The organism is Kribbella sp. NPDC050281, from assembly GCF_040655855.1.
Classification (GTDB): Bacteria; Actinomycetota; Actinomycetes; order Propionibacteriales; family Kribbellaceae; genus Kribbella.
The window spans coordinates 140,675-166,022 of the sequence record NZ_JBFAKS010000008.1 but is presented as its reverse complement, the minus strand read 5'-3'; the positions used below and the strand labels follow the sequence as shown (position 1 = coordinate 166,022).

Annotated in this window: 22 protein-coding genes; 10 read left to right on the top strand and 12 right to left on the bottom strand. The window is 69.1% G+C overall.

All coding sequences use genetic code 11. The annotated features are described in order from the left end of the window. The first annotated feature begins 30 nt into the window (after positions 1–30). Positions 31–1,371: a HAMP domain-containing sensor histidine kinase gene (locus AB0I34_RS11520; protein ID WP_360443313.1), complete on the top strand. Its 1,341-nt coding sequence runs from the start codon at positions 31–33 to the stop codon at positions 1,369–1,371. A 66-nt stretch (positions 1,372–1,437) separates the two neighbouring features. Here AB0I34_RS11520 and AB0I34_RS11515 read toward each other — a convergent pair whose 3' ends face one another. Beyond that, entirely contained in the window at positions 1,438–2,415 is a 978-nt protein-coding gene (locus AB0I34_RS11515) for a TAXI family TRAP transporter solute-binding subunit (protein WP_360443310.1), read from the bottom strand. 245 nt (positions 2,416–2,660) lie between these two features. Between AB0I34_RS11515 and AB0I34_RS11510 the strand changes: the two genes are divergently transcribed. Beyond that, positions 2,661–5,681, top strand: coding sequence for a glycoside hydrolase family 38 C-terminal domain-containing protein (locus AB0I34_RS11510; protein ID WP_360443307.1), 3,021 nt, complete (start codon positions 2,661–2,663; stop codon positions 5,679–5,681). A 49-nt stretch (positions 5,682–5,730) separates the two neighbouring features. On the opposite strand, the gene AB0I34_RS11505 is transcribed toward AB0I34_RS11510, so the two are convergent. The 3 genes from AB0I34_RS11505 to AB0I34_RS11495 are packed head-to-tail and all read right to left on the bottom strand — an operon-like array spanning position 5,731 to position 8,422. Beyond that, a complete protein-coding gene (locus tag AB0I34_RS11505) occupies positions 5,731–6,582 on the bottom strand; it encodes an ABC-2 family transporter protein (RefSeq protein WP_360443304.1) in 852 nt (283 codons plus the stop codon). Further along, on the bottom strand, positions 6,579–7,391 hold the full coding sequence (locus AB0I34_RS11500) for an ABC-2 family transporter protein (RefSeq protein WP_360443301.1): 813 nt from the start codon (positions 7,389–7,391) through the stop codon (positions 6,579–6,581). The genes AB0I34_RS11505 and AB0I34_RS11500 overlap by 4 nt, the downstream gene beginning before the upstream one ends. Next, complete coding sequence (locus AB0I34_RS11495) at positions 7,388–8,422, bottom strand: ATP-binding cassette domain-containing protein (protein WP_360443298.1); 1,035 nt, start codon at positions 8,420–8,422, stop codon at positions 7,388–7,390. Before AB0I34_RS11495 ends, AB0I34_RS11500 begins: the two co-directional genes overlap by 4 nt. A 349-nt stretch (positions 8,423–8,771) precedes the next feature. On the opposite strand from AB0I34_RS11495, the gene AB0I34_RS11490 reads away from it, so the two are divergent. Next, the gene (locus tag AB0I34_RS11490; RefSeq protein ID WP_360443295.1) at positions 8,772–10,097 is read left to right on the top strand and encodes a cytochrome P450; all 1,326 of its coding nucleotides are present in this window, start codon (positions 8,772–8,774) and stop codon (positions 10,095–10,097) included. Positions 10,098–10,246: 149 nt separating this feature from the next. Here the strand turns inward: AB0I34_RS11490 and AB0I34_RS11485 are convergent, their stop codons facing one another. Then, complete coding sequence (locus tag AB0I34_RS11485; protein WP_360443292.1) at positions 10,247–10,750, bottom strand: DUF5709 domain-containing protein; 504 nt, start codon at positions 10,748–10,750, stop codon at positions 10,247–10,249. A 67-nt stretch (positions 10,751–10,817) separates the two neighbouring features. Here AB0I34_RS11485 and AB0I34_RS11480 point away from each other — a divergent pair, with 67 nt between their 5' ends. After that, entirely contained in the window at positions 10,818–11,972 is a 1,155-nt protein-coding gene (locus AB0I34_RS11480; protein ID WP_360443289.1) for an FUSC family protein, read from the top strand. A 62-nt stretch (positions 11,973–12,034) separates the two neighbouring features. Next, positions 12,035–12,157 (top strand): hypothetical protein, encoded by a 123-nt coding sequence (locus AB0I34_RS11475; protein WP_272949120.1) that lies wholly within the window; start codon positions 12,035–12,037, stop codon positions 12,155–12,157. 222 nt (positions 12,158–12,379) lie between these two features. Here AB0I34_RS11475 and AB0I34_RS11470 read toward each other — a convergent pair whose 3' ends face one another. After that, complete coding sequence (locus AB0I34_RS11470) at positions 12,380–12,829, bottom strand: OsmC family protein (protein WP_360443285.1); 450 nt, start codon at positions 12,827–12,829, stop codon at positions 12,380–12,382. 7 nt (positions 12,830–12,836) lie between these two features. After that, positions 12,837–14,006 (bottom strand): phosphatidylinositol-specific phospholipase C1-like protein, encoded by a 1,170-nt coding sequence (locus AB0I34_RS11465; protein WP_360443282.1) that lies wholly within the window; start codon positions 14,004–14,006, stop codon positions 12,837–12,839. A 125-nt stretch (positions 14,007–14,131) separates the two neighbouring features. Here AB0I34_RS11465 and AB0I34_RS11460 point away from each other — a divergent pair, with 125 nt between their 5' ends. Continuing rightward, the gene (locus AB0I34_RS11460; RefSeq protein WP_360443279.1) at positions 14,132–14,749 is read left to right on the top strand and encodes a TetR/AcrR family transcriptional regulator; all 618 of its coding nucleotides are present in this window, start codon (positions 14,132–14,134) and stop codon (positions 14,747–14,749) included. 74 nt (positions 14,750–14,823) lie between these two features. On the opposite strand, the gene AB0I34_RS11455 is transcribed toward AB0I34_RS11460, so the two are convergent. Both AB0I34_RS11455 and AB0I34_RS11450 read right to left on the bottom strand, forming a co-directional pair. After that, positions 14,824–15,231, bottom strand: coding sequence for a DUF3592 domain-containing protein (locus AB0I34_RS11455; protein ID WP_360443276.1), 408 nt, complete (start codon positions 15,229–15,231; stop codon positions 14,824–14,826). A 135-nt stretch (positions 15,232–15,366) separates the two neighbouring features. After that, positions 15,367–17,259, bottom strand: coding sequence for a DUF5107 domain-containing protein (locus AB0I34_RS11450; RefSeq protein WP_360443273.1), 1,893 nt, complete (start codon positions 17,257–17,259; stop codon positions 15,367–15,369). An 88-nt stretch (positions 17,260–17,347) separates the two neighbouring features. Here AB0I34_RS11450 and AB0I34_RS11445 point away from each other — a divergent pair, with 88 nt between their 5' ends. Both AB0I34_RS11445 and AB0I34_RS11440 read left to right on the top strand, forming a co-directional pair. Then, entirely contained in the window at positions 17,348–19,003 is a 1,656-nt protein-coding gene (locus tag AB0I34_RS11445) for an FAD-binding dehydrogenase (RefSeq protein ID WP_360443270.1), read from the top strand. Positions 19,004–19,078: 75 nt separating this feature from the next. Next, positions 19,079–20,242, top strand: coding sequence for a tannase/feruloyl esterase family alpha/beta hydrolase (locus AB0I34_RS11440; protein WP_360443267.1), 1,164 nt, complete (start codon positions 19,079–19,081; stop codon positions 20,240–20,242). On the opposite strand, the gene AB0I34_RS11435 is transcribed toward AB0I34_RS11440, so the two are convergent. The 3 genes from AB0I34_RS11435 to AB0I34_RS11425 form a co-directional block, all read right to left on the bottom strand. Further along, on the bottom strand, positions 20,226–21,164 hold the full coding sequence (locus tag AB0I34_RS11435) for an RIO1 family regulatory kinase/ATPase (RefSeq protein ID WP_360443264.1): 939 nt from the start codon (positions 21,162–21,164) through the stop codon (positions 20,226–20,228). The genes AB0I34_RS11440 and AB0I34_RS11435 overlap by 17 nt on opposite strands. Positions 21,165–21,313: 149 nt before the next feature. Beyond that, entirely contained in the window at positions 21,314–22,039 is a 726-nt protein-coding gene (locus AB0I34_RS11430; protein WP_360443261.1) for an NIPSNAP family protein, read from the bottom strand. Positions 22,040–22,074: 35 nt separating this feature from the next. Beyond that, positions 22,075–23,505 (bottom strand): PLP-dependent aminotransferase family protein, encoded by a 1,431-nt coding sequence (locus tag AB0I34_RS11425; RefSeq protein ID WP_360443258.1) that lies wholly within the window; start codon positions 23,503–23,505, stop codon positions 22,075–22,077. Between AB0I34_RS11425 and AB0I34_RS11420 the strand changes: the two genes are divergently transcribed. Together AB0I34_RS11420 and AB0I34_RS11415 are read left to right on the top strand one after the other, a co-directional pair. Beyond that, positions 23,504–24,406 carry a DMT family transporter gene (locus AB0I34_RS11420; protein ID WP_360443255.1) on the top strand — a complete coding sequence of 301 codons (903 nt, stop codon included), beginning with the start codon at positions 23,504–23,506 and terminating at the stop codon, positions 24,404–24,406. The two genes, AB0I34_RS11425 and AB0I34_RS11420, sit on opposite strands and share 2 nt — an antisense overlap. 127 nt (positions 24,407–24,533) lie before the next feature. After that, complete coding sequence (locus AB0I34_RS11415; protein WP_360443252.1) at positions 24,534–25,334, top strand: sigma-70 family RNA polymerase sigma factor; 801 nt, start codon at positions 24,534–24,536, stop codon at positions 25,332–25,334. Positions 25,335–25,348: the final 14 nt, after the last annotated feature.

Sequence of the window (25,348 nt, the reverse complement as noted above, 5' to 3'; positions counted from 1 at the left end):
CGCCGTCGACTGCTGCAGTCCCTCGTTCCGATGGTCGTCGCACTGGCGATCGTCGCCGTCGTACCGCTGGCCAACTACATCGCCACGAGTACGTCGCGCACCCTCTTCCTGTCCCGCAGCAACGACGCGGACTGGTTCGCCGCGATGGCCGAGGCGCCGCTGCAGTCCGGGGACATCGCCAACCTGCGCGAGATGGCGGTCCGCTACCAGGAGCTCTACAACACCCCGGTGTTCGTCGTCGACGTGGACTCACGCGTCGTGGCGACCTCGGTGTCCGGCGTCGACGTGGACGAGCCTGACCTCGAGGCCGCCCTGCACAGCACCCTGGCCGGCCGCCTGCCACCCGAGCCGCCGGCCCTGTGGCCGTGGCGGTCCGGCGAGATGGTGGTGGCCCGTCCGGTCGTCAACAACGGCAGCGTGCTCGGCGCAGCCGTCCTGCGGGTCCCGACCGGGGAGGCCCGCGACCAGGTGCAGCGCGGTCTGCTGCTGCTCCTCGGCGGACTGCTGATCAGCATCGGCGCGATCATCATCGGCATCGTCCGGCCTATCACCCGCTGGGTGCTGCGGCCGCTGGGCGACCTGGACAACGCGACCCACCAGATCACCCGCGGCGCACTGGACACCCGGGTGTCCACCGACGGACGCGCACCCGAGCTGCGCCGCCTCGGCGACAGCTTCAACTCGATGGCGCTCAGCCTGCACCAGGCCCGCCAGCGTGAGCGGGAGTTCGTCGCCGACGCCTCGCACCAGCTCCGGACGCCGCTGACCTCGGCGCGGATCCACATCGAGGGCCTGTCCCGGCTGTCGCCGACCGCGCGGTTCGCGCTCAGCGACATCGACCGGCTCGGCCGGATCGTCCAGCGGCTGTCCCGGCTGGCCGGCTCGGACCGCCCCGGAGCCGATGCCGAGGGCAACGAAGAGCCGCTGGACCTGGCCCAGTCGGTGAAGGAGCGGCTGGTCGGCTGGAAGGCCGTGTACGCCGCCGACGACATGGAACTGATCATCGGCGAGATGGTGCCGGGCGGTGTGGGCCCGGAGCTCGAGGTCGACGACATCCTCGACGTACTGCTCGACAACGCCTCCAAGTACGGCGCTCCGCCGGTCGAGGTGTCGGTGACGCGGGACGGCACCGAAGTGGTGCTGTCGGTCCGCGACCACGGGCTCGGCCTCGGTTCGCGGGACCTGAAGAAGGTCGGCGAGCGGTTCTGGCGCAGTGCGCACCACCGGGAGATGCCGGGCACCGGCCTGGGGCTGGCGATCGTCCGCTCCGAAGCGGCCCGGGTCGGCGGCCGCGTCGTCGCCCGTCCGCCGATCGGCGGCGGTCTGGTGATCGAGGTCCGCGTCCCGCTGATCGACGACTACGACGCCTGAGAGGGCGCGCAGCAGGCGCCACCTGTCCGCGCGACCTCTACGCCGGACGTACGGCGTACGCCCTGCTCAGATGTGGTTCTCGCGGTACCAGCGCTCGGCGGCCGGGTGCAGCGGGATCGGCATCGTCGCGATCGCCGAGCGCGGATCGAGTGCGCCGGCCTCCGGATGTGCCGCCATCAGATCGTTCTGGCGGCGGAACAAGGTGTTCACCGTCCACCAGGCCCACGAGTCCGACAGGTTCGGCTTGGCCACGATGTAGTTCGGGATCGCCAGCGTCGGCACCGAGCTGGCCAGCTTGTACGCCGACGGCGGGATCGCGGACACCACGTAGCCGCCGAACTCCTTGAGCGCGATCGTCTGGGCGACGTTGCCGATGTCGAGCAGGCGGAAGCCGATCGAGTTCTGCAGCTTGCCGATCGGCTCGGTCGGCACGCCGCCGCTCCAGATCAGCGCGTCGATGCCGCCCCTCGCCTTGGGGTTGTTGGCCTTGGCCTCCAGCGCCTTGACCGAGTCCTCCAGGCTGAGGAACCGCTTCGTCACCTTCACACCGGCGGTGTTGAGGATCAGGTCGGCGACGATCCTGGTGCCGGACGTCTGCTGGCCGACACTGACCACCTTGCCCTCGAGGGCCGTCAGCTCCTGGCCCTTGAACGCCATCGGCACGACCACGTGCACGTAGTTGTCGTAGGCCCGGGCCAGCGCGCTGAACTTCAGCTTCCCGGAGGCGAACACCCCGGTCGCCTCGTACGCCGCCAGCGCGGTGTCCGACGTACAGAAACCGATGTCGGCCTTCTGGCTGGACACCTTGATCAGGTTGTCGACCGAGCCGCCGGTGACCAGTGGCTGCAGCGTGACGCCGGTGACCTCGCTGATCAACTTGGACAGGTCGATCCCGAACTGGTTGTAGACGCCGCCCTTGTTGCCGGTCGCGAAGATGCCCGGCCCGTCCGGTGCCGGCTCGTCGGAGCGGCCGCGGGAACATCCGGGCACTGCCATCGCGGCGACCGCCGCGGCCCCTAGACCGAGCAGGCTACGCCGGGTCATTCCGTCGGGTCTGAGGAGGCTGTTCCTGTCAGGGGTGAACAGGCGGGGGCGATCCATGCAGGACAACCTAGACAACATCCGGCTCTCCGGGTAGTTACGTACCCTGCCCGCAACCGAACCGCTACCCGCAGGTACTGCGATGAACTGCGTCTGGACGGGTACGGGGTGGGTGTGACAGCGTTGTCAGGCAGCGGTCGCGCGGATCGCGTGAGCAGCCCATTCAGACCTGGCCGGAGGATGATTTCGTGCACGACGACCGTCAACTCATCGAGGAGCGGCTCCAGCGCGCCCTGCGGGAGCGGATCCGCCCCGCGATCTACGGCGCCTCCGTCCCGCTGGACATCGAGGTGTGGCACGCCCCCGGTGAGCCGGTGTCCCCCGCCGAGGCACTCACCCAGACCTACGAGCCGGCCGCGATCGGTCTGCCATGGGGTGCGGCCTGGGGCACCGCGTGGTTCAAGTTCAGCGGCCAGGTCCCGGCCGAGTGGGCCGGCAGCGAGATCGAGGCCGTCATCGACCTCGGCTTCAGCGGCGGCCCCGGGTTCTCCGCGGAGGGCCTGGTCCACACCACGTCCGGCGTACCGCTGAAGGGCCTGCACCCGCGGCAGACCTACGCCCCGCTGTCGATCCTCGGCCCCGACGGTACGCCGGCGCACGCGGGCGACCGGATCGAGTTCTACGTCGAGGCGGCCGCGAACCCCGAGGTCCTCGGGTCGAACGCGTTCGCACCGACCGACGTCGGCGGCAAGCCCGAGCCGGGCGGTACGCCGATCTACCGGCTGGCCTGTGCCGACGTCGCCGTCTTCAACGCCGAGGTCTGGGACCTGATCCTCGACCTGGAGGCGCTGGACGGCCTGCAGCAGCAGCTGTCCGTGCAGGAGCCGCGCCGCCGGGAGATCCTGCGGGCGCTGAGCCGCGCGATGGACGCCTTGGACTACGAGAACGTCGCTGCCACCGCCGCGGACGCTCGCGCGCAGCTGACCGACGTACTGAGCCGGCCGGCCCACGCGAGCGCGCACCAGCTGTCCGCGGTCGGCCATGCGCACATCGACTCCGCCTGGCTGTGGCCGCTGCGGGAGACCCGCCGCAAGGTCGCGCGGACGGTGTCCAACGTCGCCACGCTGGCGCAGGAGTACCCGGAGCTCGTCTTCGCGTTCTCGCAGGCCCAGCAGCACGCGTGGGTGAAGGAGAACTACCCGGAGGTGTGGGAGCGGCTGAAGAAGGCAGTTGCCGACGGCACCATCGTTCCGGTCGGCGGTATGTGGGTCGAGTCCGACACCAATCTGCCCGGCAGCGAGGCGCTGGCCCGGCAGTTCGTGCACGGCAAGAAGTTCTTCCTGGACGAGTACGGGATCGACACCCAGGAGGTCTGGCTGCCGGACTCGTTCGGCTACACCGCGGCCCTGCCGCAGCTGGTGAAGCTGTCCGGGTCGAAGTGGTTCCTGACCCAGAAGATCTCCTGGAACAAGGAGAACCGGTTCCCGCACCACACCTTCTGGTGGGAGGGCCTCGACGGCACCCGGGTGTTCACCCACTTCCCGCCGATCGACACCTACAACTCCGACCTGTCCGGCCGGGAGCTCGCGCACGCCCAGCGCAACTTCGCCGAGAACGGCGCGGCGACGCGTTCGCTCGTCCCGTTCGGGTACGGCGACGGCGGTGGCGGCCCAACCCGTGAGTTCGTCGCGACCGCGCGCCGGGTGGCGAACCTGGAGTCCTCGCCGCGGGTGACGATCGAGTCCCCGACCGAGTTCTTCACCGCCGCCGAGGAGGAGTACCACGACCACGCGCCGGTCTGGTCCGGTGAGCTCTACCTGGAGATCCACCGGGCGACGTACACCTCGCAGGCCAAGACCAAGCAGGGCAACCGGCGCAGCGAGCACCTGCTCCGCGAGGCCGAGCTGTGGTCCGCCGCGGCCGTGGTCGCGGGCAAGCTGGACGCGTACCCGTACGAGGACCTGGACCGGATCTGGAAGGCCGTGCTGCTGAACCAGTTCCACGACATCCTGCCCGGCAGCTCGATCTCCTGGGTGCACCGCGAGGCCGAGGAGACGTACGCTCGGTTGGCGTCGGAGCTCGATGCGATCATCGCGAAGGCCCAGCAGGCGTTGGCCGGTTCGGGCGACTCCCAGATCGTCTTCAACGCCGCTCCGCACGGGCGCAACGGCATCGCCGGGCTCGGCGCTGGTGTCGCGGCCGGCGAAGGCCAGGCCGTGTCGGTGCAGGACGGCGTACTGGACAACGGGCTGATCCGGGTCACGATCGACGACCGCGGTCTGATCACCTCGCTGTACGACGTCGAGGCCGGCCGCGAGGTGATCGCGCCGGGTGCCGTGGGCAACCTTCTGCAGCTGCACGTGGACACCCCGAACAACTGGGACGCCTGGGACGTGGACTCGTTCTACAAGAACAACGTCCGCGACGTGACCGAGGTGGACAGTGTCGACTTCAGCACCGACTCCGGCGTCGCGACGGTCGTCGTGAAGCGCTCGTTCGGCCGCTCGACGGTCACCCAGACGCTGCGGCTGCGGCCCGGCACGAAGCGGGTCGACATCGAGACCACGATGGACTGGCACGAGGCGGAGAAGTTCCTCAAGGCGGCGTACCCGGTCGACGTGCACGCCGACCGGTCGGCGTCCGAGACGCAGTTCGGGCACATCTTCCGGCCGACCCACCAGAACACCTCGTGGGACGCGGCGAAGTTCGAGATCGCGGCGCACCGCTGGGTGCACGTCGGCGAGCCGGGGTACGGCGTTGCCGTCGTCAACGACTCGACGTACGGCCACGACATCAACCGGACCGCACGCGAGGACGGTGGCACGACCACCACGATCCGGACGTCGCTGATCCGCGCACCGCGGTTCCCCGACCCGCAGACCGACCAGGGCGTACACACCGTCAACCACGCGCTGGTGGTCGGTGCCGGGATCCCGGAGGCGATCGAGGAGGGCTACCGGATCAACCTGCCCGAGCGGGTCGTCACCGGTGCCGACGGCGCCGAGCCGATCGTTGCCGTTGACAACGGCAACGTGATCGTCGAGGCGCTCAAGCTGGCCGACGACCGCTCCGGCGACGTCGTCGTCCGCCTCTACGAGTCCTCCGGCGGCCGCTCCCGCGCCACCGTCACGCCGTCGTTCGGCGCGGCGTCGGTGACCGAGGTCGACCTGCTCGAACGCCACCTGGCCGACCGGAACCTGCAGGACAACGGAGTCACCTTCGAACTCCGCCCGTTCCAGATCCTCACCCTCCGCTTCACCCGCTCCTGACCCCCCACCCCGCGCCCGGCGCCGCAACAGCGGCGCCGGGCGCTTGTGGTCAGGAACTGGCGCTGGCGTACGACCGCAGACCGCGCCGCCACAGCAGCCGGACGAGCGTCAAGGCCACCACGGCGAGCCCGACACCGCCGCCGACCGGCCACCACCCGAGGTCCCCACCCAGCGCCTGGACCGGGAACGTCGAGGCGAACGCGACCGGGAACACGAAGGTCAGGAATCCACGCACCGGCACCGGGAAGAACACCAACGGATACCGCCCGGCCTCGACCAGGTTGAGGTAGATGCTCCCGATCGGGCCTACCGACTGCAGCCAGAAGGCCAGGAACGACATCGCCGACCAGACCGCCGTGAGCAGCACCAGGCCGCACCCAGCCAGCGCCAGAGCCTGAACGACCTCCAACGGGTCGGGCGTCGCCCCCGACTGCACCAGGCCGATCACCACCACCGCGAGCCCACTGACGACGTTGCTCAGCTCGGCCACGTTGATCCACCGCAGTGTCAGGTAGAACTGGCTCGACACCGGCCGCAGCAACACCACGTCGAGCTCACCCTCGGTCAGGTACGACGTCATCCGGTTCAGGTTGGGTGCGATGAACGCAGCCATCAGCCCGGTGACGATCTGGTACATCCCGGCCAGCGTGATCACCTCGGCCCGCGACCAGCCGTGCAGCTGGCCGGTGAACCCGAACAGCAGCAGGACCGGCACGATCCCGAGCCCGAACTGGACCAGTCCGACCAGCAGGGTGGTGACGAAATGCGCCCGGTAGTGCGTCTCCCGAACGACGGCCTGCGCGAGGAACCGACGCCACAGTCGCAGGTGGCGCCAGTGCCTGTGCAGCCGATTGCGATCCAGCGGCGCCCGGTCGCCGGCGTACGTCCGCAGCTCGCTCATGCGCCCACCGCCGAGTACGCCCGGATCCCGGCCGACCACACCAGCCGCGCGAGCACGCCGAAGCCCACCACATAGGCCAGCTGCACCCCCAGGCCGGCCAGCAGCTCCGATTGGCCCAGACCACCCGCGACGATCTCGACCGGGAACGACACCGTGTACCGGAACGGCTGGTAGTCGACGAACGTCCGGGACCAGTCCGGCATCAGCGCCAGCGGTACGACGGAGCCCGACAACACACTCGCGATGATCAACCGGGCCTGCGCCAGCGCCGCGACGTCGTCCATCCAGAACGCCAGCGACGCGATCAGGATGTCGATGGTGAACACCAGGACCGCCGCCAGTACGAGGCTGACCGCGAACACCACCCATCGACCAGGTCCGGCCGGGATCTTCATCGAGTCGCGGAAGATCCACCACAACCCACCGATCATCGGCACCAGCGCGAACGCCTTCAGGAACTTCTCCGACAGGTTGTTGCTCACGAAGCCCAGCAGCAGCGACGCCGGACGAACCATCCAGCGGGACAGTTTCCCGAGCCGGATGTCGTCCGCGAGGAACCCGGTCATCCACGACGAGGTCGCCATCGTGACGAAACTGAGCAGCACGAAGTACGTCGTGATGTACTGCTCGTCGATCGGGAGCCCGGCCCCGTTCGCGATCGCCGTCCGCCAGATCAGCAGCGAGATGACCGGAACGCAGATGTTGGCCGCCATGAAGATGACCCAGGCGCCGCGGTAGACGGACTGCTGGACGATCTCGGCCACGGTCATCCGGCGCAGCACCCGGGCGTTGCGGACGAAGGCGTTCATGACGCGTCCCCCGACGTACTGCGGCGGACGAAGAGGTCGCGCATGATGTCCTCGACATCGGCGTCCGCGACGTCGAGGTCGACCAGCGGACCGAGGCGGGTCAGCTGCTCGAGGACCTCGCCGGTCCGCTCGCGATCGACCTCGAGCTTCACCAGTTGCCCGGAGCTCTCGACCGCGCCGACCCCGTCGAGCGAGGTCAGCCGGTGGCCGTCGACGGTGGTCGCGTACGTCGCCTGGACGAGTTTGCGTGGCCGCGTGGTCCGGACGAGTTCGTCCAGGCCGCCGTCGTACTGCAGGCGGCCGTGGTCGATGATCATCACCCGCGAACACAGCGCCTCGATGTCGTCCATGTCGTGACTGGTGACGAGGATCGTCGTACCGCGCAGCTTGTTGACCTCGGCGAGGAAGGACCGGACCCGCGCCTTCGCGACGACGTCGAGGCCGATCGTCGGCTCGTCGAGGAACAGGATCTCCGGGCCGTGCAGCAGCGCCGCCATCAGCTCGAGCTTCATCCGCTCGCCGAGGGAGACCTTGCGGACCTGGATGTTCAGCAGGTCCTGCACGTCCAGGAGCTCCGCGAGTTCGGCCACGTTGTGCTCGAACTCGTCCTGGTCCAGGCCGTACATGTCCTTGTGCAGCAGGAGGCTTTCCATCGCCGGGATGTCCCACCAGAGCATGGACTTCTGGCCCATCACGAGCGCGATCCGGCGCAGGTAGTCGTGCTTGCGGTCCGACGGGGTGGAGCCGAGCACCTCGAGGTCGCCGGAGGTCGTGTAGAGCAGGCCGGAGAGCATCTTCAGCGTGGTGGTCTTGCCGGCACCGTTCGGGCCGAGCAGCCCGACCACCTCGCCACGGTCGATGCCGAAGCTGATCCGGTCGACCGCGAGCCGGGTCTCGTACTTGCGCCGGACCAGGCTGGTCAGTGCGCCGCCGAGCCCGGCGCGCTGCTGATGGAACGTATAGGTCTTGGTGAGATCCCGCGCCGCGATCACCCGCGGCTGCGTCGACGGGACGTCAGAAGAAGAATTCATGAAGGGAGCACCGCTTCCAGAGTCGGCTGAACACAGGACCGGGCAGCGTCACTGCGCTGAGCGCAGGAGCTGCCGTGACACCGTCGAACTGGATCGACCGGGGGGCCTCTCGGCTCCTCCCGGGTGCGCGATTCCCCAAGGCTGCGGCCCTGGTGGCTCCGACGGACGCTAAGTCAACTGACGTCCGTTATCTCGACGGGGTGCGGGCATCTCCGCTCAGGTCCTTCCGACGTGCGGCTACCGGATGTCACGGTAGAGACCGGGGAAAGCGGTGTCTACTGGTTTGCCGGGGCGCGGGCCCTGGTTCGTACGACGCCCGTCGTTCACCCGGCTGACGTAGCGTGAAGGTATGGCTTCGACACCCTTGCTCGGTGGCCGGACGCTCGACCGGCAGACGGCGCGCACGCTCCCGCCGGGTCCACGGTTGCCGACGTTGGCGCAGACCGTGTTGTTCGCCAGTCACCGCCGGACGTTCTTCCCCCGGATGCGGGCGAAGTACGGCGACGTGTTCACGATCCGCCTGGTCCCGTCCAGCCGGGTGTGCGTCGTCCTGAGCCGGCCCGACCACATTCGCGAGGTGTTCGGCAGTCCGCCGTCGGTGATGCACGCGGGCGAGGGCAACACGGTGCTCAAGCCGATCATGGGCGCGCACTCGCTGCTCCTGCTGGACGACGAGGACCACGTGCGGATGCGGCGGCAACTGATGCCGGCGTTCTCCGGTCAGGCCCTGCGCGGGTACGCCGGGATGGTGCACGAACTGGCCCGCGCCGACGTCGCGACCTGGCCGACCGGCAGGCCGTTCAAGGTGCATCAGCGGATGCGGAACCTGACGCTCGAGATCATCCTCCAGGTCATCTTCGGCGTGACCGACCGCGACCGCCTGAACCAGCTCCGGCCGCTGCTGGACAAGATCGTCTCGGTCTCGCCGGTGATCATGCTCGGTGGGTTCTACCCGGCTCTGCTCCGGGTGCGGCCGTGGCGGACCTACCTGACCGTGCAGCAGCAGGTGGACGACATCCTGTACGAGGAGATCGCCGAGCGCCGCGGGAACCTTGCCGGACGCAACGACGTACTGTCCCGGTTGCTTGCCGCCGGCACCTGGTCGGACGTGGAGCTGCGGGACCAGTTGGTCACGTTGCTGCTGGCCGGGCACGAGACGACCGCGACGGCGCTGGCCTGGACGTTCCACGAACTGGCCCGCAGCCGCGAGGACCTGGAGTTCGGTCAGCGGGCGGCGGACTCGGGTGCGGACGATGAGTTGGAGTCGATTCTCAAGGAGGCGATGCGGCTGCATCCGGTCGTGTACCAGGTCGGCCGGCGGCTGACCGAGACCGCGGACATCGCCGACTACCGGCTGCCCCGGGGTACGACGATCATGGCCGCCGTCGGGCTGGTGCATCGCGACGGTGAGCATTTCCCGATGCCGCAGGAGTTCCGGCCACAGCGGTTCCTGGACGACGACCCGCCGGCGCCGGGGACCTGGATGCCGTTCGGCGGTGGGGCGCGGCGGTGCATCGGAGCCGGCTTCTCCCTGATGGAAGGCACCGAGATCCTCCGCGCCGCCCTCGCCACCTACAACTTCACCGCCCCCCACCCCAAACCAGAACCAGCCCAACCCAAAAACGTCACCCTCGTCCCCAGCCGAGGAGCCGAGATCCAAGTCACCCCCCGCTGACCAGCACGCTCGCCAAGCCCCCTCAGGCGGTTTGGGGAGGATCCACCTCCCGAACCGGGCAACCCGCCTCCCCGAAGCAGTTCGGGGAAGCGACCACCGCGGACCGGCGAGACGGGCGGCGGAGAGGCGGCGGTGGGAGGCGGGGGTGGTCAGTCTTCGGGGTCGGTGACGTCGCCCAGGTCGACGTTCTGGTAGGAGGGGAGGTCCTCCTCGTCTTCGTCGTCGAGTTCGAAGTTCTCCTCGTCGTCGACGACGTGGACGGCGGCCTCCTCGGCGGAGGCGGCGGCGCCGTCGTAGCCGACGTCCTCGGCGACCAGTTCATCGTCGTCGTCACTGTGCGCGCCCTCGTCCGGCGCGACCAGGCGGCCGGACCGGACCACGCCGACCTCGGGTCCGCCGACGTCCTCGCCGTCCTCGGCGTACGGGTCGGAGTCCGGTTCCTCCTGGGCGATCCGCTGGTCCAGGGTCTCCCCCTGCAGCGCCTCGTCGGGCGTCGTACCGAATCCTTCACCGGCGGACCACTTCTCCGGCGGCGAGTAGCCCTCGTCGAGCAGGTCGTCCACGCCACGGTCGTTCAGGGTGTCCGTGGGTTGCAGCTGGTCCTCGTCGTCGACGCTGTAGCTGCCGTAGTCCTCACGGTTGTTCTCGGTCATGACCCAACCCTGACCTCCCAGGGCGGGGGAAGCAAGCTGGCGGGCAGTTGCCTGGACAATGGGGTCCGTGGATCCGGTCAGGCTGACGTTGGACCAGTTGCGGGAGCTGCGCGACGATATCGCGCCGCAGGCCGTCCGCCGCTCGCGTGCGTCGGTCCGGACCCGGGTGGACCGGTGGCGCAGCCGGGTCTTCTTCATCGCCCAGTGTGCGATCGCCGCCGGCGTGGCCTGGGCCCTCGCCCGGTACGTCCTCGGCCACAGACAACCGTTCTTCGCGCCGGTCGCGGCGATGGTCTGCCTCGGGTTCAGCTTCGGTCAGCGGCTGCGCCGGGTCGCCGAGGTGATGGTCGGCGTGGCGGTCGGGGTCGCGGTCGGGGACCTGTTCGTCCGCGTCTTCGGCACCGGGATCCCGCAGATCGTGTTCGTGATCGCGCTCGCGATGAGTGTCGCGGTCCTGCTCGGCGCCGGGACCCTGATGACCACACAGGCCGGGGTCCAGGCCGCGATCGTCACCACCCTCCTGCCGAACCCGGGCGCCGGCTTCAGCCGCTGGCTCGACGCGGTACTCGGCGGCCTGGTCGCGCTGGCCGCCGCCACCATCGCGCCGGCCACCGCGATCAGGCGTCCCCGGCAACAAGCCTCCGGGGTCCTGAACGAGTTGGCCGAGATCCTGATCGAGACCGCCGACGGCCTCCGCGCCCGGGACGAGGAGGCGGTCACCGACGCGCTCCGCCGGGCCCGCGCCAGCGAGTCTCAACTGGACGACCTCCGCAGCGCGGCCGACGAGGGCGTCGCCGTGGTCAGGCTGTCGCCGTTCGTCCGCCGGCACCGCGGCCGGGTCCAGGAGGTCGCCGACCTCGTCGTACCGCTGGACCGGGCGATCCGGAACATCCGCGTCCTGGTCCGTCGCTGCGCCGTCGCGGTGTGGCGTGACGAGGCGATGCCGGCCGAGTACCCGATGCTGCTCGAACGCCTCGCCGACGGCACCCGGCTGATCGCCGAGTCGCTGTTCGAGCCCGCCGCCGACGTCGCCGCACACCGCGTGCTGGGCGAGCTCGGCCGCCGTACGGCGCAGATGCCGCTGCCCACCGGCCTGTCGGCCGTCGTGGTGCTCGGGCAGATCCGATCGACCGTCGTCGACCTGCTCGAGCTGACCGGTACGTCGTACGACGAGGCCCGGCGACTGATCCCGCTCCGCCTCGACGGGCTGGATGAGAAGTAGGTCACACGAAGAAATCCGGGCGGATCGCCGTCATACCCGCCGACCGGGTGCGTCTCACTGGCATGACGATCCACCGACTGATGACCTCGATGGCCAACGAGCAGGTCCGCCGGCTCGAGGACCTGCTGGCCGTCGACACGACCCAGACCACCGACGACCGGAGCGACGCCGCCGCCGAGCAGTAACTGGCGCGAACCGGACGAACGGATCCAGGCGGCGCCGCCCGCACGGTCTTCCCCACCGAGGTAGACCGCGCGGAGAACGCACCAACGCAGAGGCGCCCCGTGCGAGGCGCCGCCGGATCCGTCCGGGTGCACCACCACAGAGGTGCACCCCAACCACCCGCCGGCTGTCCTGACGCCGCTTGCGCGAGGCTCAGGCCAGGCCGGCGGGTGGTTTTGTCTGTCTCAGCCGATTCCGGCCACCACCACCTCGGTGGTGACCGAGTTGGCGATGAAGCACTCCAGGTGGGCCCGGTGGTGGATCCGCTCGAGCGCTTCCGCGTCCGGCTCCGGACCGCCCCAGACGATCTTCGGGTTCAGCGTCACCTGGGTGATCGCCAGCCGGCCGGCCTCGTTCTTCGCCATCACGCCGACCGCGTGGTCGTCGTACGCGTCGACGACCAGCCGCTTGCGGGCCGCGATCGCCAGGAACGTCAGCATGTGGCAGGACGACAGCGCCGCCACGAACGCCTCCTCGGGATCGACCGGGCCCGGGTTGCCCAGGTACTGCGGGTTGGCCGACCCGGGCACGGTGATGCCGCCGTCGAAGCGCCACTCGTGGTCGCGGTCGTAGCTGTCGTAGGTGAACTCGTGCCCACCCCGGCTCCAACTGACATCGACCACGTGCTCCGACATGCTCAGGTCACCTTCCCTCGACATCTCCATGGCACCAGTTTGGTGCTGTCACAGGGTTGCATCGTACGGGATCGTCCCCCGGGAGATCAGCGACGAAGTCACTGTCGTAGCGGGCGGCCATCCCGACGACCGGGAAGTCGGTGGTGACCACCTGCGCGCCACTGGCCAGCGCGATACCGACCCGACTGGTGTCGTTGTCCCGGATCGTGGCCAGCGGCTCGTCCGATCGGGTGCGGATCAGGTAGCCCTTCGACACCAGCCGCTGGATCTCGGCCTGGTTGGCGCCGCGCGGGTCGTTCACCTGGGTGATCGCGGCATCCGGCTGGCCCTCGGGACCGCGGGTGAAGACCGCCCGGCCCTCCAGGTTCGGCTTACCCGCCAGGTACAGGTCACGAATCGCGCCGGGGCCGCCGTTGTCGAAGTAGAACAGCACCTGGCCACGGACCGCGTCGAGCTTCGGCCAGCCCTTGGTCAGCACCGACTGCTCCAGCGTGAGACCTGGCTTGCGTACGTCGTCCGCGGTGAGCAGCTTCTTCTCCGGGAAGACCGACCGGATCTCGCGGTCGACACCGTCGAGGGCAGCAGCGTCCCACGGCGGCGACTGCACACCACCGGCCGCGACCACGTTCGGGTCGGACTGCTTGAGCTCGAGGTTGATCGTGATCGGCACGTGGTCCGGGTGCTTGTCGGACCAGGACTTCACCTGCTGCAGACACAGCACGAAGGTGTCGCAGTTCGTGTTGTAGTCGAAGTCCGGGATGTGCATGATCTTGATGCCGGGCTTGGCCATCGCCGGGTCGGTCAGCGGCCCTTGCCCGGTCAGCTTCCGGATCAGCGGGTACGTGTAGAGACCGCCGTCCGGGTCCGGGAGCAGGTCGAGCTCGAGGGTCCGGATGTTCTGGTCCTCCAGCTGCGACGGGATCGACGCGTGCGAGTACCAGAGGTCGACCGAACCGGGGTTCTGCGCCTGCTGGACCTTCTGCTCGGCCGGGCTGAGCTCGCGGTGGTAGGAGTTGTGCGACCCCATCATCTGGATCTGGTTGAGCCGCAGCCCCGAGTCGTCGGCATGGCCGGCGGACTGCGGGGTCTGGTGGTTGCCGATCGCCGTACCGGCCAGGCCGGACGCGGCGATCGCGGCGGAGGCCAGGCCGGCGACGACCGTTCTGCTGATGCGCATGCGGAGACTTCCCCTCCTGTGGCGGGTCCTCAGAGTGTCGATCGGTGGAGATGACGCCGATCTGACGGCAATCTGTCACAGGAAGGTGGCAACGAAGGTCCCCTCGAAGATGGACAATGAGCAACATGGTGAGATCGGGGGCGTATCCGCTGCGCCGGACGCCGACGCAGGACCGGGCCAGCAGGCAGGTCGAGCGCATCCTGGACGCGGCGTGCGCCGAGGTCGTCGCGCGGGGGTACGACGCCGCGTCGACGAGCGGGATCGCGAAGCGGGCCGAGATCGCGGTCGGCAGCGTGTACCGGTATTTCCCGGACAAGCGGAGCCTGATCCAGGCGATCGAGCGGCGGAACCAGGCCCGCTACACCGAGGCGGTCCGGGAGCGGCTGGCAGCGGTGTCGACCTGGCGGCAGGCGGTGGACGTCACGCTGGACACGTTCCGCGAGATGCACCGCACCGATCCGGGCTTCCGCGCGGTCGCCCTGAGCGGGCTCGGCGATCCGGACCTGGAGATGCAGCCGGGCGAGTTCGACGACCAGCACGCGGGCGAGTTCGCCGAACTGCTGTCCGTCCGCTTCGGCGCCCGCGACACCCGGGACTTCCAGCTGGCGGTCACCCTGAGCATCACGATGGGCGAGTCACTGGCTCACCTGGCCGACCGGCTGCCGACGGACGAGGCGGAGTACGTCCTGGCTCAGGGCCGCCCGGTCCTCTACAACCTGCTCGCCCCACACCTGCCCTCCTGAACGGGAAAACCCCCGCTCGAGGCGAGGGAAGAAGGTCGGGGCGGGAACCAGGAGTCGTACGGCGACTCCTGGTTCTAGGGCAGTGGAACCGGGTCCGAAGACCGCGGCCCGAGCTGGGGCCAGTGGCTGACCCGGCCGGCGATGCGGGCCCGGCGCGGCGTCCGGACGTCGTAGCAGACGATGACCCGGTCGCCCTTGCTGTAAGGAATCCTGCCGCCCACCGGGAACCGGCGGTGGACCTCGAAGGGTCCCTCACCGCGGCGGGTGCAGTACTCGATGGTGACCTCGGTGTACTCCGTCGGTACACCGCCGTCCAACTGACCGCGGACCGGGCCACGAACCCGGATCACCTGACCGGCCGTCTTCTCTTCCGTACCTGAAGGGATCTCGTCCTGCCGGACACCGGCGAGCACATCCAGCACGATGCATGCCGTGATCAGCAGCACCAAGCCGAACCCACCGAGCACAACGATCGTCAACATGGCACTCACCCCCGACGCGTCGCCCGCGCGACGCGGTCGTCGTAGTCGAACTGCCTTGTGCGGCCCTTGCCGCACAATCGTGAGACGCCACCCGAACCCGGTCGGTTCCAGGTCAGGACATAACAATTTGCTGAGTCAGCTTTCGCCCATGCCGAACTGGTACTGCGCAGGCACCGGCCGGTCGGTTCCGAGTGCCTTCTCCGCGGCAAGCCAGTAGTCCGTCAGCGGGTTGGCCCCCTCCCGAACCGTGGCCAACCGGATGCCATCGGCCAGCAACTCGTGTGCCTTCTGCGGGTCGCCGGTGTCCAGCGCGTACCTGACCTGCAACAACCTGATCCGCGGATCATCCGGAGCGTCGTCGAGCATGCGGCCGGCCAGGGCCAGGTCGAGATCCAGGGCGAGCGCAACCGCCTCCGCAACCAACGGAACCAGGTCGGGCCGCAACCCGACCGCCCGCTCGTAGTACGACAACTCCCCGGTGACCAACCCGAGATTGCGCAACGCGAACGGGTTCTCGCCGGCCTGCGTCCAGGCCTCGATCGCACCGTCCCGATCACCGTCGTAATGCCGAGCGACGCCCCGGTGATACCAGACCAGCCAGTTGTCGTCCGCGTGCTCCAGCAACTCCCGCCAACTCACCAACGTCCCGTCCGGTACGTCGTCTGCCGCGGGCAACCGCCCTTCGAGCAAGGGCAACCACGCGCGCTCCCGCGAGGTCATCGTGTCGTCGGCGAACGGCGTACCGGCGGAAACCGGCCAGCCGGTCCGGGCAAGCTCGAGTGCGCCCCAGCCTGAACCGACCGCCAGGCGCTCGACGGGCGCCTCGTCCACGACCGTCAGCCAGCTCCGCTCCCGGTCGGCGAGCGCGTCGACCACTGGGCGCAGAACCGAGGCGGCCGCGGTGCGGGCTGTCCGCCAGTCGCCGGAGTGTGCGGCCGCGGGATCCATCGACAGCCGGCCGTAGGCCTCCAACCAGTGCCATGAGGTTGCTGCGGGCAACTTCAGGTGCTCCAGCTGGGTCCGTGCCAGCCCGGCCTGGATCTCGGCGTACCCGTGTCCCTCGAGGCCGGGCGCGAGCCACTCCTGCCACCGGCGGCCGCCGGCTCCCTCGCCCCAGACGAACAGCTTCCGCCCGCGCAGCCGATCCGTCGACGCCTGCACCAGCCCGTTGCCCTCAGCATCCACCGAGGCGATCCACGGCCGCTCGTCGGGCATCGGCTCGAAGAAGAAGTCGACCGCCCGCGGATGCTTCATCGGGTAGGTCAGGTCGATGCCGTCGAACTCGGGGACGCCGACGAGATCGAGCCGTCGGCCCGGCGCCGGTGCGGCGGCGTACCCGAACCGCCAAGCCTCATCGGCCGGCACCAGCACCCGCGTCTCCGGGGACTGCTCGACGGCGATGTTCGACCACCAGTACGCCGGTACTTCGCGATCGGAAGGGTTCTGCAGTCGGACTCCGACGTAGAGGAACTCCGAGTCGGCCGGCAGCCAGAAGTCGAGCTGGGTGACGAGGTTGCGGGTTCGTTCGAGCTCCCACAGCCGCAGGATCGGCGTACCGTCCGGGCCTTCGACGCGAGCGGCGTGCATCGAGGCGCAGGTGCCGGTCCAGTGGCCGGTGCTGCCGACGTTCCACTCGACTCCACCGGCGAACCAGGCGTTGCGCAGGGCGAGGTTCGCGGGCTGGAAGACGGGGTTGCGGTACAGCAACTCCTGACCGCTGGCCTTGTGGACGAGCGAGTAGAGCCGTCCGCCGAGACTGGGCAGGATGGTCGCGCGGACGTGGTCGTTCTCCAGCACCAGCGCGGGGAAGGTCGTGTCGACCAGGTCGCGGTCGTAGCTGTCCTGGTTCAGGCACGGCAGCGTGCTGTGCAGTCGCCCGTACTGGATGTTCTCGCGCAGGTCGGCCGGGACGTCGGCCAGGTTCTGGACCTGGTGCAGTTCCTGATGACTGCGCAACGGTGCGAGCGGGTTCTCCGCTCCGAGCGAGGCGGCGGGCAGGACGAGATCATGCGCGGAAAGGATCGTCACGACGCCAATCCTTGCAAGTCTGCGCAGGTCCGTCCATCGCCTTCGGTTGTCCGCTATACATGGACCACCGATCGGTGAGGGGACAGTGATGGACGCGGATGTGATCGTCGTCGGGGCGGGTCTGGCCGGGCTGGCCGCGACCGCCGAACTGGCCGACGCGGGCCGGAAGGTGCTGCTGCTGGACCAGGAGCCGGAGGCCTCACTCGGCGGCCAGGCGTTCTGGTCGTTCGGCGGCCTGCTGTTCGTCGACTCACCCGAACAACGCCGGATGGGGATCAAGGACTCACACGATCTCGCGCTGCAGGACTGGCTCGGCTCGGCCGGGTTCGACCGGCTGGACGACGAGGACCGGTGGGCCCGGCAATGGGCCGAGGCGTACGTCGACTTCGCCTCCGGCGAGAAGCGTCCGTGGCTGCATGCCCAGGGAGTGCGGTTCTTCCCGGTGGTCGGCTGGGCCGAGCGTGGCGGCTACAACGCGGACGGGCACGGGAACTCGGTGCCCCGCTTCCACATCACCTGGGGCACCGGGCCCGGTCTGGTCGCGCCGTTCGAGCGCCGGGTCCGCGAAGGCGCCGCCAAGGGCCTGGTGGAGATCCGGTTCCGGCATCGGGTGGACGAGTTGACCGTCACCGGCGGCGTGGTCGACGGAGTCGCGGGCAAGGTGCTCGAGCCGAGCGGCGTCGCGCGTGGGGTCGCCAGTTCGCGGGTCGAGGCCGGCGACTTCAGCCTGACCGCGCAGGCCGTGATCGTCACCTCCGGCGGGATCGGCGGCAACCACGACCTGGTCCGCTCGCAGTGGCCGAAGCGGATGGGCGAGCCGCCGAAGCGGATGATCAGCGGCGTCCCCGCGCATGTCGACGGCCGGATGCTCGCGATCACCGAGCAGGCGGGCGGCCGGTACGTGAACCGCGACCGGATGTGGCACTACACCGAAGGTATCCAGAACTGGGACCCGATCTGGCCGATGCACGGCATCCGGATCCTGCCCGGACCGTCGTCGCTGTGGTTCGACGCGACCGGCAAGCGACTGCCCGTGCCACTGTTCCCCGGGTTCGACACTCTCGGCACGCTCGAGCACATCATGCGGACCGGGTACGACTACACCTGGTTCGTGCTGACCCAGAAGATCATCGAGAAGGAGTTCGCGCTCTCCGGCCAGGAGCAGAACCCGGACCTGACCGGCAAGGACATCAAGGGCGTGCTCGGCCGGGCCCGCGGCGGCGCGACCGCACCGGTGCAGGCCTTCATGGACAAGGGCGCCGACTTCATCGTCCGGGGCAACCTGCCCGACCTGGTCCGCGGCATGAACGACCTGACCGGCGACAAGCTGATCGACCTCGACGACCTGGAACGCCAGATCGTCGCGCGCGATCGCGAGCTGGCCAACACGTTCACCAAGGACCTGCAGATCACCGCGCTGCGCGGCGCCCGGCACTATCGCGGCGACAAGCTGATCCGGGTCGCGTCGCCGCACCGGATCCTCGACCCGAAGGCCGGCCCGCTGATCGCCGTCCGGCTGAACGTCCTGACCCGCAAGTCCCTCGGCGGTCTGCAGACCGATCTGGACTCCCGCGTACTGCGCACCGACGGTACGCCGCTGCCCGGTGTCTACGCGGCCGGCGAGGTGGCCGGCTTCGGTGGCGGCGGCATCCACGGCTACCGATCGCTCGAGGGCACGTTCCTCGGCGGCTGCCTGTTCACCGGACGTACGGCGGGACGCGCGGCAGCCAAAGCGGTGTCGTAGGAGACCACCCGGGGGCGCACGGTTGTGTGCTCCGACCCTCTGTCTGGCGAAGGAGGCGACTTCTAGCGTGACGCCATGCGCCGCCTCGCCTTGTTCTCAGCCGTCCTGCTGCTCACCGGTGTGACCGTGCCGGCCAGCGCCCATCGTCCGGTCCGGGTTCCCGGTGCCCAGCACCAGGAAGTCGCCCGCCTCGCCGACCTGACCACCACCGGGACCGTGGCCTCGGGCCACACCAACCCGGCCGACTACGCGGGTCTCACGCACGCGGGTCTGCCGTCGCCGTCGGGCATTCCCGGGGTCCAGATCGACGGGTACTTCCCGGACAACTCGCGCACGAACACCAACCACGGCTGGAACCACGACTCGCAGTTCGTCGTGCGGCTGCCGGATCGGTGGAACGGCGGCCTGGTCGTCTCCGGGTCGCCCGGCGTACGAGCGCAGTACGCGAACGACAAGGCGATCTCGGACTACGTGCTCTCGCTGGGTTACGCGTTCGCGGCGACGGACAAGGGCAACACCGGCGCCGAGTTCTTCACCGACGGGGTGCGACCGGGCGACGCGATCGTCGAGTGGAACCTGCGGATGACGCAGCTGACCCGTGCCGCCCGGGCGACAGTCGGGCAGTACTACGACCGCGCGCCGCGCGAGGTGGTTGCCGCAGGCATCTCGAACGGCGGCTACCTGGTCCGCTGGCAGCTCGAGAACCATCCGGACCTCTACACCCGGGGCGTTGACCTCGAAGGAACGCTGTGGACCGCGAACGGGCCCAACCTGTTCACGTTCCTGCCGCCGGCGATCAGGGGCTACGAGCAACAATCTCCGGAGCTGATCACCGGCGCCGGCTTCGATCCGAAGTCCGATTTCCTCTGGGACTACCACTACACGGTCTACTGGAAGCTGACCCAGCGGATCTACGCCGCCGAGCTCGATCCGTCGTACACCGGCAGTGAGGCCGACTACGACTACGCGCGCCGACCCGAAGCACACAAGGCGATCCGGCGGATCGCGCTGACCGGCCGGATCGGCAAGCCACTGGTCACGATCCAGGGCACCTACGACAGCCTGCTCCCGATCACCCAGGACTCGGACGTGTACGCCGCGATGGCTCGGCGCACTGGACTGCACACGTACCTGCGGGTCGAGGCGGGCAACCACGTCGACGGTCTCGTCGACGCCCACCCCGACCAGCTGGTACCACTCGTGCCCTTGCTGCAGCAGGCGATCAGAACACCATCGTGAGCAGGTCGGCGAACAGTTCCTGTTCGTCGATCTCCAGCCCGCGGTTGGTGAACCAGGTCGCCATGTTGTGGCAGTCGCGCAGCAGGAAGTCCATGCCCTTCGGATTGCCGACGATGTCGATCACCTGGGGCAGGTCGATCATCACGATCCGGTCCCCCTGGGCGAGGACGTTGTACGGCGACAGGTCTCCGTGGGCCAACCCCGCCCTGGCCAACTCGCGCATCCCGTCGCGGACCTGCTCGAAGTACTGACCGAGCAAGTCCTTGGACGGCCGGACCTGGGCGAGCCGTGGCGCCGCCCCGCCTTCACCGTCGTCGATGAACTCCATCAGCAACTCGGTGCCGTCCACCTGCACCGGGTAGGGGACCGGCACGCCGGCCTTCCACAACTGACACAGCGCGCCCCACTCCGCGCCCGCCCATTGCCCGGCGGCGACGCTGCGACCGTGTGAGGTCTTCTTCGCCAGCGCGCGGGTGTCGCGGCTGTTGCGCGTACGGCGCCCTTCGACGTACGCCGTACTGCGGTGGAAGGACCGGTGTTCCTCGGTGCGGTACCGCTTCGCGGCGAGCAGCGAGGAACGGGCCGGGTTCGCGCCGATGGCTTCGACGGCCCGCTCGACCAGGAAGACGTCGGCTTCCTTGCCGGTTTTGAGGACGCCGAGCTCGGTATCGATCGCAGCCTGTTCCGTCACGACCCAGTCGGGTCGGGGTTGCGGGCCGCGAGAGCCGCGCTCGACGTCCAGCCAGGTGGACCAGCGCTGATCCGGGCCCAGTTGCTCGTCGACTTCGGTGAAGCGGAAGACGAACGCGTCGGCCGGATCAGGTTCGGACTCGTCGCCGGTGAGTTCGCCCCAGCGGGAGTCGAGGTCGGAAAGGTTATCGGTGAGATCTTGCTCGGTGGTGCGAAAGACGTCGGAAGACATCCGGTGTGCTCCTGAACTGTGAGGTGAGACTGACGCGGACATGCCGCAGCACAGTGATGGCCATCCGTCAGCCCTCCCTAGGTCCAGGCAGCGTTCGTCGCCGCACGGTTGCTCCAGGATGCACGCCCGCTCGGGGACGCGCAACGCATTTACCGCAACTGCGATCTGGCGGTCGGACGCAGCCGCAGTTCCTGGGCCGGCGCGGCCGAGCGGCAGACCAGCTCCGGCAGCACCTGCCGCTGCCAGACCGCCGAGGCCGCGAGCCGCCGGCGATGCTCGTCGTACACCGCGTCGTCGGGGAAGCGGGCGAACCAGGCCAGCACGATCTCGTCCCGCAACGGCAGCCCCGGAAAGTTGTTCTCGGCAACCAAAGTCTCGAACACGGCGAGCGGCTCCGCGCCGGTGGCGGTCAGGACCGGTACGACGTGATCGGTGAAGAACTCGACGAAGCCGTCAGCTGCCGCACCTCGGTGGTAGACGGCTCCGGCCACGACCGAGTCGGGGACGTCCGTCGTCCCTCGCGCTGAGCGGGGTGAGTCCCGCCGGGGATAGGTGGCGCCGAGCTGAACGGGAGTGAGCAGGAGCGCGTTGTCGGAGTCGATCATGGTCCGGTTCGCCGTGGCGGCGTGCTCGCGCCAGATCGGCCCGGAGTAGAAGGCGTTCAGCGCGTCGGCGCGGGCCGGCAGGTCGGGGAAACCGCGGATCCAGACGAACCGATCCGGCTCGTCGAGGTCGCGGAACTGGCCGACGATGTGCATCCCCGTCGCTTCCTGCCCCTCGACGAAATGGTCGTCAAAGACCTCGATCAAGGTGTCGCGCTCCCCTGGATGCAGCGTGTACTGCCGCAGGTCCACCACGGCGCAACAGTCGTTCATGGGTCCAGTCCAGCACTGAAACCTGACAGATGCTGTCAGGCTTCGGCGCTCGCCCGCACCGCCGCGTCGAGTCGCTCCGCACCGCGCACGATCTCGTCGGCGGACGCCGCACCCGCATAGCTGAGCCGAAGGTGCCGGGTCGGTCCGCCGGGCAGATAGAAGTTCCGGCCCGGGCTGACGGAGACACCCTGGCGAAGGGCTTCGGCGACGACCAGGTCGTCCCGCAAGCCGTCGGGCAGGGAGGTCCAGACGTGATACCCGCCGGGCCGGACCGCGTGAACCGTGAGGTGCGGACACCGATCCGCCAGGCTCTGCGTCAGCGTCTCCCGCCGATCCCGCAAGGCTGCGGCCAGCCGGCGCAGATGAGTCGCGTAGGAAGGCGAAGTCATCAACTCGAGCGCCGCCTCCTGCATCGGGCGAGGCACGAAGAAACTGTTGACCACATGACTGTCCCGCAGCCGTGCGTACGCCGGGCCACGCGCGGTCACGGCCGAGACCCGCAGGCTCGGTGACGTGGGTTTGGTCAACGACCGGATGTGGACGACGTGACCGTCCGGATCGTCCGCCGCCAGCGGTTGCGGCAGATCGGGAGCGTCGTCGTGCACCAACCGCCGGGTGAAGTCGTCCTCGATGACGAAGGCCCCAGCCGCTCGTACGGCGTCCATCAGCCGGGCCCGTCGCGCCGGCGCGAGAACGGCACCGGTCGGGTTCTGGAACAGCGGCTGGCACACCAGCACCCGCGCTCCACTGCTCGCGAACGCCTCCGCGAGCAGTTCCACCCGCAGACCATCCACATCGAGCGGCACCGGATCGCACCGCAGTCCCGCCGCCTCAGCGGCGGCCAGAGTCCCCGGGTACGTCGGTGATTCCACGAGTACTGCCTGACCCGGATCGGTCAGCGCCCTGAGCGCGGTCACCAACGCGGTCTGGCCGCCAGAACTGATCAGCACGTCATTGGCGCTGATCGGCCCCTCGCGTCCGCCGATGTCGGCGGCGAACCAGGCCCGGAGCTCAGGAATCCCCTCGGCGGGCGAGCGTGTCCAGGTGCCTGGCCGACGGCCCGCTCGTCCCATCGCATCGGCCAGTGCCTTGCTCGGCTGGAGCGATTCGTGCAAGTAGCCGACCGAAAGATCCACCACCCCGTCCGCCTGGGTCGACAGCATTCCCAGCATCGCCGTGGTCTTGAGACGCCGACGGTTCCCGAGCGCGCTGTCCTGCCAGGAGACATCCGCCTGAGCGACCCTCCGGCGCAGAGCACGGTCGCTGACGAAGACCCCGGATCCCGGACGCGGACTGACGAGCCCCTCGGCCATCAGCACGGTCACGGCCCGCGAGAGTGTGACCGGACTGATTCCCCAACGCCGGACCAAGGTGCGGCTGGACGGCAGCCGGCCGCCCGGGCCGGCAGCGGTGACCTCGGCCCGCAACCGCCCGACGACAACAGCCAGACTGCTATCGTTGTCCATGACGGCACACGATAGCGCTACTGTCCCGAGTCGAGAAGCGATACCGACCAGAGCCGGGACCATCGCAGCTCTCGTCGCCGTCGCGTCCTTCTCCTTGAGCTTCCCGGCCACCGTGTGGACGACCAGAGGCATGGGTCCGTGGACGGCGACCGGTGCTCGCGGCCTGCTGGCCGGGATCCTCGCCGCCGTACTGCTCGCCGCTCTCCGGGTCCGCCGACCGCAACGGAAGGACCTACCTGGTCTGCTGATCGTTGCCGGTGGTTGCGTCATCGGCTTTCCCTTGCTGACCACGCTGGCCTTGCAGACGTCGACCACCGCCCACTCCGCAGTCGTTGTCGGTCTTCTGCCGATCGCGACCGCCTCGGCATCGGCGCTGCTGACCAGGCGTCGGTTGCCCGCGACGTTCTGGCTTGCTGCGTGTGCTGGCGCGGCAGCCGTGGTGGTCTTCACACTCAGCCAGCATCACGGGTCCGTTTCAGTCGCAGACCTGTATCTGCTGGCCGCTCTGGTCGTCTGTGCGCTCGGCTATGCCGAAGGCGGTCGCCTCGCCGGGCATCTGCCCGGCTGGCACGTGATCGCCTGGGCCGTGGTACTTGCCTTACCAGTCAGCATTGCCATCACGCTGATCGCCGTACCGCGGGAACCGTTGCAGTTGTCGGCGTCGAGTCTGCTCGGACTTGCTTACATTGCTGGGATTTCGCAACTCGGCGGGTTCGTCGTCTGGTACCGCGGCATGGGCATCATCGGGGTCGCGAAGGCCAGTCAGTTGCAACTCGCCCAGCCGCTGCTGACGCTGGTGTGGTCGGTCCTGCTGATGAACGAGCATCTGCCGGTGACCGCGCCGATCACCGCGGTCGTCGTACTGCTGTGCATCGTCGCGACCCAGCGAGCCCGGACCTGAGGTGTTTCAAACACCTGTAACACCTCGCTACTTGAAACCAGCGGCTGAGTTTGATCTGGTGGAGTCAGTGGTTCAGCCCTGATGCCACCCGACCTGCACGATACGACGACACGACGAGGTCCCTCCCGTGACGATCGCAGCTGTCAGCGTTGAGGATTCCAAGCAGCGCGTAGCCGAAACCACCCATGAACTCCTGCTCGAAGCCCATGAGGTGCCGGATCCGCGGCACCAGGAGCTGCTTGACGCGGTGGTGATTCTGAACGCACCCGTCGCCCGCTCGATCGCCTCGCGCTACCGCAGCAAGGGCGTGGATCCCGACGATCTCGAACAGGTCGCCTACCTCGGCCTGGTGAAGGCCGCGAACGGCTACCGGCTGGACGCGTCCACAGCGTTCCTCTCGTACGCCGTACCGACGATCAGGGGCGAGTTGAAGCGCTACTTCCGCGACTGTGCCTGGACTGTCCGGCCGCCGCGCCGTGTGCAGGAGATGCAGGGCAGCATCGCGGCCGCCGAGCCTGAGCTGATCCAGCGACTCGGACACGTGCCCAGCGCCGAGGAGACCGCCGAGGCGCTCGGCACCGACCCGGCCGAGATCGCCGAGGCCAGTTCGGTCCGCGGCTGCTTCAGCACGCTGTCGCTGGACGCGCCGGGCACGGTCGACGGCACGATCAGCCTGCTCGATTCGGTCGCCGACGACGAGGACGGCTACGACCTGGTCGAGGACGTCCACACCCTCACGCCGGCCGTGGCGAACCTCGGCGACCGGGACAAGCGGATCCTCGAACTCCGGTTCCGCAACGGGCTGACCCAGGAGGAGATCGGCCACGAGCTGGGCGTCAGTCAGATGCAGGTGTCCCGGTTGCTCCGCGGCATCCTGGAGCGGCTGCGCGCCGAACTGGTCGTGCGCCCCGGCCCCACCACGGGGTAATTCCGGGTAGCGTC